Genomic DNA, 11,809 nt, shown 5'->3' with positions numbered 1-11,809 from the left:
CGTCGACGATCACTCCGGCCACCGCGGCGCCGTGGCCGCCGAGGTATTTGGTGGCCGAGTGCACCACGATGTCGGCGCCGTGGGCCAGCGGCTGGATCAGATACGGGGTGGCGACGGTGTTGTCGACGATCAACGGCACCCCGGCCGCGTGCGCGACCTCGGCGATACCGGGAATGTCGAAGACCACGCTGCTGGGGTTCGCGACGGTCTCACCGAAGAACGCCTTGGTGTTCGGACGCACCGCGGCCCGCCACTGCTCGAGGTCGTCGGGATCGTCGACGAAGGAGACCTCGATCCCGAGCTTGGGCAGGCTGTAGCGGAACAGGTTGTAGGTGCCGCCGTACAGGTGCGGGCTGGACACGATGTGATCACCCGCGCCGGCCAGGTTCAAGATCGCATAGGTCTCCGCGGCCTGCCCCGACGCCACCAACAACGCCGCCACCCCACCCTCGAGCGCGGCGATCCGCTGCTCCACCACATCCTGGGTGGGATTCATGATCCGGGTATAGATATTGCCCGGCTCGGCCAACCCGAACAACGCCGCCGCATGATCGGTATCACGAAAGGCATACGACGTCGTCTGATAAATCGGCAACGCGCGGGCATTGGTCGTGGTGTCCGGCGACTGCCCGGCGTGGATCTGCTTGGTCTCGAAGCTCCACGCGGCGCTCGGGTCGGGTTCTGTCATCGGGGCGATACTCCTCGGGGTTGCGGTTGCCGGTCAGGGAAAAGGGTGATCCGGCCATCACGCTAGGAAGGCCGGCCGCCGAGGGCGAGGGTTGCGTTCAGCTCGAGCCCAACCGTGGTCAGGGCGCCACACCCGGCCCCGAGCGCGGACAAGAGTGTTAGGGTCGCCGAGGAGTTCGGACCGGGAGGGGTTGTCATCACCGCATTCTTGATCGTCGCGCTGATCGTGGTCATCGTCCTGGCGTGCGTCTCGTTCTACATGGTGTACAAGCTCACCAAGGAAAAACGCGCACAGGAGCAGGCCCGGCCGTCCGCACCGGTGGACCCGTTCGCCGACAAGGACGCCGATGCCCTGCGCGGTGACCCGCGCGCCCTGAAAGCCGGCGACATCGTCGACATCTTCGGCCAGAGCTACACGGTGCGCGGCACCCTCCGCCTGACGGAGGGCGGGTACCAGTGGGCCGAACATCTGCTCGACACCGGCAAGGACGTGCAGCACTGGCTGTCGGTGGAAGAAGACCCCGACCTGGAGCTGGTGCTGTGGACCGAAACCGCGGGCCTGCCCGCGCCGGGGCCTGCCGAACTCGAGCACGAGGGCAAGCGTTTCCGCCTGGAGGAGACCGGCACCGCGCGATTCGCCAGTGAGGCCACCACCGGCCTCGCCCCCAGCGGCGTGCTGACCTACAACGACTACCTCGCCGACGACGGCACCCGCCTGTCGTTCGAGGAGTTCGGCGACGCGGGCCGCAAAGAGGGCACCCTCGGCCAGGTGCTCAACCGCAGTGCCGTCATGATCTACCCGCAGCAGCCATCGTGAGCGAGCGAACCATCAGCACAGCGCCCACGGCAACGGCGGAGCCGAGCGCCAGCGAGGCGGAGTCGTGAGCGAGCGTAGCGAGCGAACCATCAGCACAGCGCCCACGGCAACGGCGGAGCCGAGCGCCAGCGAGGCGGAGTCGTGAGCCGTACCGCTTGGCTGGTCACCGGCATCATCTCGGTGATCGTGGCGATCGCGTTGGTCATCGCCATCATCGCCCGCGTCGGCGACAGCGACGATCCGCGCGAGTACATCGCCGACACCTACACCCGCGCCGCCGCGCTGGACGAGCCGAACAACGGCATGGTCTACACCGCCGCCGCGGCGGCGCCGATCGTCGCGAACGAGATCGCCGGTGCGGTGCGGCCGCTGGACAAGCGCAGCACCGAGGACAAGATCTTCCTGCAATACCGCGACGACATCGTCGCCGTCACGCCGTACCAGGGCGGAGCCAAGATCCTGGTCGACGACTACCGCACCGGCCATCGCAGGCACAGCCATTACGTCAGCGGCTACGGCTGGGCCAGCAGCGGCGGCGGTGGTTCCGGTGGTGGCTTCCGTGGCGGCGGCAGCGGCGACGGCAAATAGCGCCATCCGGCAGCACCGGCCCGCCCAGGACAACCGACGGACAATTCCGGCTCAGGAGGACAACATGCTCGAAGATCTCCCCGCGGACGCGGGCGCCGCGCTCGCGTACTGCGGGGTCGGGATCGCGCTGATGGCGCTCGGTTTCGTCATCGTCGACATTCTCACCCCCGGCAATCTGCGCAGGCAGATCTGGATCGAACGCAACCGCAACGCGGCGCTGCTGGTGTCGGCGAACCTGCTCGGCGTCGGCATCATCGTGGCCACCGCCATCTGGACTTCGCAGGGCGCGATCGGCGCGGCCCTCGCCTCCAGCGCGGTGTACGGCGTGATCGGCCTGGCCGCGATGGCGTTGGCGTTCCTGCTGCTGGATCTGGTCACCCCCGGTGAATTCCGTGGCGTGGTGGCCGAGAAGGAGCTGCATCCCGGCGTGTGGGTCAGCGCGGCCCTGCATCTCGCCGTCGCCGGTGTGGTGGCGGCCGGCCTGACCTAGTGCCCACCGCGGCGCCGACCGAGAACCCGCCCGATACCGGCGCACCCGGTATCGGCGGGGCGGTCACCGGTCCGCGTCGGCGGTTCGCCCGGATCGCGCTGCTGGTGACGGTATTCGTCTGTGCGGCGTGTGGTCTGGTCTACGAGCTGTCGCTGGTCACTCTCGGCAGTTATCTGATCGGCGATACCGCCGCGCAGGCCTCGATCACCTTGAGCGTGATGGTGTGCGCGATGGGCCTCGGTGCGCTGGCGGCCAAACCGTTGCGTCATCGCGCGGCCGCCGCGTTCGTCGGGGTGGAGCTGGCGCTGGCGACGGTCGGCGGGTTGTCGGTGCTGGCGCTGTACGCCGCATACGCCTGGCTCGACCTCTACACCGCGGCGCTGGTGTTGATCTCGATCGTCATCGGTGCGTTGATCGGCGCGGAGATCCCGCTGCTGATGGAACTGCTGCAACGGATCCGGCGCCAGGCCGCGGGCAGCGCGGTGGCCGATCTGTTCGCCGCCGACTACGTGGGTGCGCTGTTGGGCGGCTTGGCGTTCCCGTTCCTGCTGCTGCCGATGTTCGGGCAGATCCGCGGCAGCCTGATCGTCGGCGTGGTGAACGCGCTGGCCGGGCTGGCGTTGATCTTCGTGTGGTTCCGCGACGATCTGCACCGCGGTACCCGCTGGCTGCTGGGTTCGCTCACCGTGCTGGTGGCGGCGGCGCTGGTGGGCAGCTACCTCTACGCCGACCGCTTCGAGGCCACCGCTCAGCAGGCGTTGTTCGCGCATCCGATCGTGTGGCGGGAGCAGACGCCGTATCAGCAGATCGTGCTCACCGAATCGCTGTCGCCGTTCGGCAGCACCGATACCCGCCTGTTCCTCAACGGCGATCTGCAGTTCTCCTCGGTGGACGAGTACCGCTATCACGAGGCGCTGGTGCATCCGGCGCTGGCGGGCGCCCGCGCGAACGTGCTGGTGCTCGGCGGCGGCGACGGGCTGGCGTTGCGCGAGATCCTGAAGTATCCGGATGTGGCGGCCGTGACCCTGGTGGAACTCGATCCGGAGATGATCCGGCTGGCCGGCACCGATGCGCGGATCACCGCGTTGAACCGGCACGCGTTCGACGATCCGCGCGTCACCGTGGTCACCGCCGACGCGTTCTCCTGGCTGCGCGCGGCGCCACGGCAATTCGACGCGGTGCTGATCGATCTGCCCGATCCCGATCAGACCTCGATCGCCAAGTTGTACTCCACCGAGTTCTACGCGCTGGCCGCGGGCGCGCTCGCGCCACGCGGCACCATGGTGGTGCAGGCCGGTTCCCCGTTCTTCGCACCGCGCTCGTTCTGGTGCATCGATGCCACGGTGCGTGCCGCGGGGTTGCGCACCCTGCCCTATCACGTCGACGTGCCGAGTTTCGGCGATTGGGGTTTCGTGCTCGCCAGCCGCGAGACCGAACCGCGGCTGGCACTCGACCCGCCGGCGCCGCTGCGCTCCATCGACGCGTCGAGTCTGGCCGCGGCGGCGGTGTTCGCGCCCGACCGCCGCGATACCGGCGAGCGTCCGTCGACGCTCATGCACCCGCGCATCCTCGATCTCGAACGCGGCGAATGGCAGTGATCCGGACACGCGCCGGTGGCGGGTAGTTCTCGCGGCCGACCGCCACGGGACGGTACAACGGAAGAGTGAAGGCTTCGAAGCTCTTGACCGCTGTCGTCTGCGCCGTTGCCGCTTCCGCCGTTCTCACCGGTCCCGCGGCGGCGGCCCCTTCGGGTTCCCGCGTGGTGGCCGAATCTCCCATCGCGCCCCGGGTTTCGCAGATCGAGGTGTATTCGCCGTCGATGGACAAGGTCGTCACCAACCGGGTGATCCGGGCCGCGGGCGCTGGTGCGCCGACGCTGTATCTGCTGACCGGCGCCGGCGGCGGCTCCGATGGCATCTCCTGGTGGAACGACACCGATGTCGCCCAGTTCTTCGCCGACAAGTTCGTCAATGTCGTGATGCCGGTCGGCGGCGGCTACAGCCTCTACACCGATTGGATGGCCGACGACCCGGTGATGGGCCGCAACAAGTGGCAGACCTACCTGACGCAGGAGCTGCCCGGCGTCATGGACGCGCGGCTGGGTGCCAGTGGCCGCAATGCCATTGCCGGGGTGTCGATGAGCGGCGCCTCCGCCATCGATCTCGCCATCCAGGGTGGTCCGCTCTACAGCGCGGTGGCGGCGTACAGCGGGTGCCCGTGGGCGACCGATCCGGTGGGTGTGTCGCTGGCCGGGGCGCAGGTGCTGCGCGGCGGCGGTAATCCGGGCAATGTCTGGGGTGTGCCGGGCGGTCCCGGCTGGCGTGCGCATGATGCGTTCCTGAACGCGCATCGGCTCGCGGGTAAGTCGATCTTCTTGTCGGCCGCCTCCGGTATTCCGGGCGGGATCGATAAGGGCGGGTTGCCGATGCCTCCGGTCGAGGCCATCGCGAGCGCCTGCACGGGTGCGTTCGCCGGCCGTTTGGCCTCGCTGGGTATCCCTGCCACGCATGTCAATCGGGCGTCGGGATCACACACGTGGGGGCAGTTCGAGACCGACTTGCACGACTCGTGGCCGCACTTGGCTCGCGCGATCGGTGCGTGAGGTGTCCGGCGCCGAGCCGGTGCGAAACCCCCTGAACAGAGCAGTCCCCGGTAGTCTCCATCGATTCCATGAGCCTCAGTCGTCGCTGATGGCTCCGGTACTCGACTGGCTTGCCGGGGGCCTAGCCGGATCTTGAAGTGATGTGACCACCGTTCTCCGGACGTCTCCTTCGAACGCGTCACACCCTTCGGTGTTCCGGTATATGTCCAGTATGGCCCTGATCCGGCGTCAGTCAAGACCCCTGACGTAGCGATCCGGCGTCACTTCGCCGCCCTCCGGCCCGCCTCATCCGCCCGGCCGCGGCAGCCCCTCGACCTGCTGCTGGATGCGGTCGAGCGCGGCGCGGATGGCCTCGATCTGGGCATTGAGTTCGGCGATGGTCGCCTCGTCCACCGCGGGAGCCGGTACGGCCGGGCCGGACGGCGGTGCGGGCCTGGGCCGACCCGGGGGTGGTGGTGCGGCGGGACCACCGCCCGGCGCGGTCGCGAGGTTACCGGTCTCGGGGCCGAAGACCTGATCGAGCGCCTCGGCCAACGTCGGGGCGTAGCCCACCCGGACGCCGCCGGTGCCCGGATCGCGGTAACTCACCAGCATCCGTGCCAGCTGCGGGAAGGTGGAACCGTTCGGTGCGGTCGAGATCCGCTCGGTGAACAGCGGTTCGACATACAGCACCCCGCCCTCGGCGATCGGCAGCGTGAGCAGATTGCCGTACTGGATGCGGTTGGAACGTTCGAGCAGGGTGCGTTCGGAGGCCACCCTGGTATCGGAGATCATCGAGTTCTGGATCTGCTGCGGCCCCTGGGTGAGGGTGTCGGTGGGCAGTTGCAGCACCGTGAATCTGCCGTAGTCGTCCGGATCGCAGGCGACGGAGATGTAGGCGGACAGGAACTCTCGATTGAACCCCACCATCGCACTGGCCAGCCGGAAGGACGGGTCGGCGGTTTCCGGATCGCCCATCAGCACGTAGAAGGGCGGCTGGTGCGGGTTGGTCTCGACGGTCGGGTCGCTGGGCACCGACCAGAACGCGTTGGTGGTGAAGAACTCTCGCGGCTCGTCCACGTGGTATTTGGCCAGCATCTCTCGCTGGATGGAGAACAGATCCTCCGGATACCGGAAGTGGGCGCGCAGTTCCTCACTGATCGCCTCCGGCGGTTCCACCGTCCCCGGGAAGACGTTCATCCACGCCGCCAGCACCGGATCGTCGCGATCGACCTGATAGAGGGTCACCGTGCCGTCGTAGGCGTCGACGGTGGCCTTGATCGAGTTGCGCACGTAGGAGATCTCCTCGAACGGTCCGCCCTCGGCTTCGTTGCCCGCGGCCAGCGCCTCGAGCGAACTGCGCTTGGCGTACGGGTAGCCGTCGACGGTGGTGTAGGCGTCGACGATCCACACGATCCGCCCGTCGACCACGGCCGGGTAGGGGTCGTTGTCGGTGCTCAGCCAGGGCGCGACCAGTTCGACCCGGTGGCGTGGATCGCGATTGAAGATGATCTTGGAATCGGCGTCGATGGCATCGGAGAAAATGATGTTGCGTTCGGCGTAGTGCACCGCGAACGCCAGCCGGTCGGCCCAGTTGCCGATCGGCACACCGCCCGCGCCGTCGTAGGTGTATTTGGTGCTGTCGGTGTCGTATTCGCGGGGCTCGCTGCCGCCGCCGACGATGGCGTAATCGGGGTCGGCCGCGGCGATCACTTCCCCGAAGTAGATGCGCGGCTGGTCCACCGGGATCACCTGCTGCCCGGACGCGGCGCTGGCGATATCGCTGACGGTGTAGATGGGATAGCCGCTGTTGCTGCTCTCCGCGTCCCCGGCCGCGTCGCGCACGGCGGCGTTCACCCGGTTGGCCGGTGCGGCGACGAAGCCGTTGCCGTGGGTGTAGACGGTGTGCCGGTTGACCCAGTGCCGCTGGTTGGCGCTGAGCGCACTCGGCGTCAGCTCCCTGGCCGCGACGACGTAATCGCGCAACTGCCCGTCGATGCGGTAGCGGTCCAGGTCCAGCTTGTCGGGGAAGCTGTAGAAGTTCTTCAACTGCTGCTGCTGGGTGAAGGTTCGCGACAGCACGTTCGGGTCGAGCAGGCGCACATTGGCGATGGTGGTGGCGTCGGCCGGGACCTGCGGTGGCGGCGTGGTCCCGATCCCCGGATACGGCCGATAGTCCACGCGGTCGCTACCGATCCCGTAGGCCTGTCTGGTGGCGGCGATATTGCGTTCGATGTAGACGCGTTCCTTGTCGGCGGCGTTGGGCCGCACCGACAGCTGCTCGACCGCCAGCGGCCACACCCCGCCCACCAGAATCGAGGACAGCAGCAACAGCGCGGCCGCCATCGCCGGGATGCGCAGATCGCGCACCACCACCGCGGAGAAGACGGCGGCGGCACAGATGAGGGCGATCGCGAACATGATCAACCGAGCGGGCAGCACCGCGTTGATGTCGGTGTAGCCGGCTCCGGCGAAGGTGGGTTCGCGGCTGTGGCTCGACAGCAGCGCGTACCGATCCAGCCAGTAGGCGACGGCCTTCAGCAGGATGAACGATCCGGCCAGCACCGCCAGCTGCACCCGCGCCGCCGTGGTCAGGCCGGGGAATTTGCCGGTCAACCGGATGCCGCCGAACAGATAGTGTGCGGCGAGGGTGGCCAGGAGGGCGAGCACGACGGTGGCGAACAGCCAGCTCACCACCAGCCGGTAGAACGGCAGATCGAAGACGAAGAAGCCGATGTCGTGGCCGAATTCGGGGTCGTCGATGCCGAAGGCGCCGCCGTGCAGGAACAGCTGCACCGTCGTCCAGCGCGACTGCCCGATCAGCCCGCAGATCAGCCCGAGCGCGCCCGCGATACCGAGCCCGAACCACAGCGGCTTGCGCAGCACCACGCTGCGATAGGGCAGCAGATAGTCCTCGCGCTCGTCGTCGGCGATGAGCAGCGGCCGGTAACGATAGGCCCACCACATCGCCGCCAGCAGCACACCGCCGACGAACAGCCCGACGACGACGAACATCACCACCCGGGTGAGCAGCACGGTGCGCCAGACCTCGCGGTAGCCGACCTCACCGAACCACAGCCAGCCGATGTAGACCCCGATCAGCCGGGGCACCACCAGCAGCAGCACGACGAGCATCGCCACGGTGATCACCAGCAGCCGTACGCTGCCCGGCAACCGCCGCCAGCTGGGAATTTCGCGTGTGCTCATCACCGGCTCTCCCGTGGCTGCGCCGGCCGAGCGGGTGGGCGGCCGGCACGGGCCATGTGCACCGATACTACCGGCGCGCCGCGAACGGCCGCTCGGCTCAACCGGCGCGGGCGGGCACCTCGCTGAGCTGTTCGAGCAGATCGGCGGTGCTCAGCACGGCACCGCAGCGGCGCGCGGTGTAGTTCAACGCCATGAGGTGTTCGTCGCGGCTGAAATCGGCGGTGGCGTCCAGGGCCAGGAACGGGCGCACATCGCTCATGAACGCCTCGGCGGCGCTGAGCATGCAGCCCATATGGGTGTAGACGCCGGTGATGATGAGCTGGTCACGATGGTAATAGCCGAGCAGTTCACGCAGGTCGGTGCGCTGGAAGGCGGAATATCGCCATTTGGTGACCTGGATGTCCACCGCCTGCGGGCGTAAGGCGGGCACGATTTCGGTGTCGGGTCCGTGCGACATTCCGGTGCCCCAGAAGTCGGCGAGGATGCCGCGGCGCGAGGGATGCTGGTTGCCCGGCTGCATGGTGTAGATGACGGGAATACCGAGCGCGTGGCAGCGATCGCGCAGCCGGGCGATATTGGCGAGCAGGGTGCGCGCCGGATCCTGCTCGACGTCGTAGGCGGACAGGAAATACCGCTGCATATCGTGGATCAGCAGGGCGCTGCGCTCCGGTGTGACGGTCCAGGCCACCTCGTTCGGTGCGACCTCGTCCGCGCTGGGTAGGTCGTAGGGCGCGATCGGGGGTATGGGCATGACATCTCTCCGGTTCGTCGTATCGGGTGCCGGCCGGGCGCCGGCCCGGTGATTTCACATGTCGAGCGTGGCGCCGCCGTCCACCCGCAGGTCGTGCATGGTGATGTGGCGAGCGTCCGCGGAGGCGAGGAACCGCACCGCCGCGGCGATATCGTCCGCGGTGGCGATGCGGCGCAAGGGAATACCGAGGCGGTAGGCGTGCGCGTCACCGTCGAGTACGGCGGTGCGTGCGGCGTCGTCCAGGGGCCGGTCGGCGTCGGCGTAGAGGCCGCGCAGCATCGCGGTATCGGTCGAGCCCGGCGACACCAGGTTCACCCGGACACCGTGCGGGGCGACCTGGAGGGCAAGCGCGCGGGTGAAGGCCGTGGCGGCAGCCTTCGACGCGCAGTAGGCAGCCATCCCGACCCGTGGTGCGGCGGCCGCGTTCGACGACACCACCACGATCGCTCCCCGCCCGGCCGCGACCATCTCACGCGCGGCACGCCGGGTGACGAGCATGGTGGCGGTGGCATTGACCGCGAGGCTGGTATCCCAGTCGTCCGCGCCGATCTCAAGAGCACTGCCCGCGCGCATGACGCCCGCCGCGTGCGCGACCACATCGGGGGCGCCGTGCCGGGCGATGAGCACGTCGAACGCGGCGTCGACGGCCTCACCATCGGTGACGTCGACCTGCATCGCTGACACCGCACCCGTTGCGGTCTCGGCGATTTCGTCGGCGACCCGGTGTACGCCCGGATCGCGGTCCCACAGTGCGAGGACATGGGACTCGGTGGCGAACCGCCGGGCGACTGCCGCGCCGATGCCGGCCGCGGCTCCGGTGACGACGACCACGCGCCGTCCCGAAACGTTCATAAACATGAGGTTAGCCTAACCTGATAAGAATGTGAGAGCTTCCGCTCCGGATCGGTCATCGGAGTGGAGCGAAGAACGCTCCGATTCACTGAGAAGAGGTGGCCCACAATGGCTTCGACCCACCTGCCCGGCTTCACACCATGGCCGGAGGCCGACGCGCACCGGTACCGCGAGCAGAAGGTGTGGGCGGGTGAGACCTTCGGCGAGATGCTGTCGGCCCGCGCCGCCGCGACACCCGACGCGCTCGCCGTCGTCGACGACACCCATCGGTGGACCTACCGTGACCTCGACCACCGCTCCCGCAGCCTGGCCACCGGCCTCTCGCGGCTCGGAATCGGTTGCCGGGACCGCGTTCTCGTGCAGCTGCCCAACCGCGCCGAATTCGTCGAGGTGATCTTCGCGCTGTTCCGGCTCGGTGCGCTGCCGGTGTTCTGCCTGCCCGCCCACCGCGCCGCCGAGTTGACGCCCATCGCGACGGCGGCCGCGGCGAAGGCCATCGTCACCTGTGCGCAGCATCAGCGTTTCGACCATGCGGTGCTGGCCGATTCGATTCGCGCGCAGGTCGATTCCGTCGAGCATGTGCTCATCGTCGGCGCGGACGGCGAACCCCTTCCCGAACACGTTCGCGCCCTGGCGGAGTTCCGGGACGAGCCCGTCGACCTGCCCGCGCCGGACCCGTCCGACGTGGCATTCCTCCAGCTGTCCGGCGGCAGCACCGGTATCCCGAAGCTCATCCCCCGCACCCACGACGACTATCTCTACAGCGTGCGCCGCAGCGCCGAGGTCTGCGAACTCGACAGCGACACCGTGTATCTGGCGGCGCTGCCGGTCGCGCACAATTTCCCGATGAGCTCGCCGGGCATCCTCGGCGCGCTGTGGGCGGGCGGCACCGTCGCCATGACGCCCGATCCCACTCCCGCGACGGCCTTCGCCGCGATCGAACGGTTCGGCGTCACCATCACCGGACTGGTGCCCCCGCTGGCGCGGCTGTGGGTGGAACGGGCCGAAGCCGGCTCGACCCCCGATCTGTCCAGTCTGCGGGTGGTGCAGGTGGGTGGTGCGCGCTGCCAGGAGGAGCTGGCGCGGCGCATCGGCCCGGCGCTCGGCGCCACGTTGCAGCAGGTGTTCGGGATGGCCGAGGGCCTGGTCTGCTACACCCGCCTCGACGATCCGCTCGATGTGGTCATCGGCACCCAGGGGCGCCCGATGTCGGAGCACGACCGGATCGCGGTGGTCGACGACGACGGCAACCCGGTTCCGCCGGGCACCGACGGCAACCTGATCACCCAGGGCCCGTACACGATTCGCGGCTACTTCGACAACCCCGACGCCGATGCCCGCAGCTTCACCGCCGCCGGCTGGTACCGCACCGGCGACGTGGTGAGTCTGCGTCCCGACGGCAATATCGTCGTCAAGGGCCGGGCAGGCGACTGGGTCAATCGCGGCGGGGAGAAGGTCTCGGCCGAGGAACTCGAGGCGCATCTGCTCGAACATCCCGCTGTGCGCGACGCGGTGATCATCGGCACTCCGGATCCGGTGCTCGGCCAGCGCATCTGCGCCTTCCTCCAACCCGTGGACAACGCGAACCGGCCGACGCTGACCGCGGTGCGCGCCTTCGTCAGGGAGCGCGGTGTGGCGGCCTGGAAGATGCCCGACGCGGTGGTCATCGTCGAGCAGTTCCCGGAGACCGGGGTCGGTAAGACCAGCCGGCGCGAGCTGCGCCGGTTGCTGGCCACCGGCGCACACACCGGATGAGCGGGCCGGTGGCGCGCTCGAGCAGGCCATCCGCACGGTGACGGTCCCGCCCGGCGAACGGGGGTACGTGTGGCTGGCCGC

10 protein-coding genes are annotated in these 11,809 nt (G+C 68.7%); 6 read left to right on the top strand and 4 right to left on the bottom strand.

The features are described 5' to 3' along the window. The coding region (locus GV790_RS02290; protein ID WP_163809871.1) for an aminotransferase class V-fold PLP-dependent enzyme at positions 1-688 on the bottom strand (688 nt) is incomplete at its 3' end. Between the two features lie 207 nt (positions 689-895). On the opposite strand from GV790_RS02290, the gene GV790_RS02285 reads away from it, so the two are divergent. From GV790_RS02285 to GV790_RS02265, 5 genes are all read left to right on the top strand, one after another. After that, on the top strand, positions 896-1,504 hold the full coding sequence (locus GV790_RS02285) for a DUF4178 domain-containing protein (RefSeq protein ID WP_178127414.1): 609 nt from the start codon (positions 896-898) through the stop codon (positions 1,502-1,504). A 141-nt stretch (positions 1,505-1,645) separates the two neighbouring features. Then, positions 1,646-2,092 (top strand): DUF4247 domain-containing protein, encoded by a 447-nt coding sequence (locus GV790_RS02280; RefSeq protein WP_163809867.1) that lies wholly within the window; start codon positions 1,646-1,648, stop codon positions 2,090-2,092. A 64-nt stretch (positions 2,093-2,156) separates the two neighbouring features. Beyond that, on the top strand, positions 2,157-2,582 hold the full coding sequence (locus GV790_RS02275; RefSeq protein WP_138447042.1) for a DUF350 domain-containing protein: 426 nt from the start codon (positions 2,157-2,159) through the stop codon (positions 2,580-2,582). Between the two features lie 50 nt (positions 2,583-2,632). Continuing rightward, positions 2,633-4,180, top strand: a complete 1,548-nt coding sequence (locus GV790_RS02270; RefSeq protein WP_163809994.1) for a polyamine aminopropyltransferase — start codon at positions 2,633-2,635, stop codon at positions 4,178-4,180. A gap of 65 nt (positions 4,181-4,245) precedes the next feature. After that, entirely contained in the window at positions 4,246-5,184 is a 939-nt protein-coding gene (locus GV790_RS02265) for an alpha/beta hydrolase (protein WP_163809865.1), read from the top strand. A gap of 285 nt (positions 5,185-5,469) precedes the next feature. Here GV790_RS02265 and GV790_RS02260 read toward each other — a convergent pair whose 3' ends face one another. From GV790_RS02260 to GV790_RS02250, 3 genes are all read right to left on the bottom strand, one after another. After that, on the bottom strand, positions 5,470-8,370 hold the full coding sequence (locus GV790_RS02260; RefSeq protein ID WP_163809863.1) for a UPF0182 family protein: 2,901 nt from the start codon (positions 8,368-8,370) through the stop codon (positions 5,470-5,472). A gap of 97 nt (positions 8,371-8,467) precedes the next feature. Further along, on the bottom strand, positions 8,468-9,121 hold the full coding sequence (locus GV790_RS02255; RefSeq protein ID WP_163809861.1) for an isochorismatase family protein: 654 nt from the start codon (positions 9,119-9,121) through the stop codon (positions 8,468-8,470). A 54-nt stretch (positions 9,122-9,175) separates the two neighbouring features. Continuing rightward, the gene (locus tag GV790_RS02250; RefSeq protein WP_163809859.1) at positions 9,176-9,979 is read right to left on the bottom strand and encodes an SDR family oxidoreductase; all 804 of its coding nucleotides are present in this window, start codon (positions 9,977-9,979) and stop codon (positions 9,176-9,178) included. Positions 9,980-10,081: 102 nt separating this feature from the next. On the opposite strand from GV790_RS02250, the gene GV790_RS02245 reads away from it, so the two are divergent. Beyond that, positions 10,082-11,728, top strand: a complete 1,647-nt coding sequence (locus GV790_RS02245; protein WP_163809857.1) for a (2,3-dihydroxybenzoyl)adenylate synthase — start codon at positions 10,082-10,084, stop codon at positions 11,726-11,728. Positions 11,729-11,809 lie beyond the last annotated feature (81 nt).

The organism is Nocardia cyriacigeorgica, from assembly GCF_010858045.1.
In the GTDB taxonomy this organism is placed as follows: Bacteria; Actinomycetota; Actinomycetes; order Mycobacteriales; family Mycobacteriaceae; genus Nocardia; species Nocardia cyriacigeorgica_E.
The sequence above is the reverse complement of the archived record's forward strand: the minus strand, read 5'-3'. Positions and strand labels throughout refer to the sequence as shown.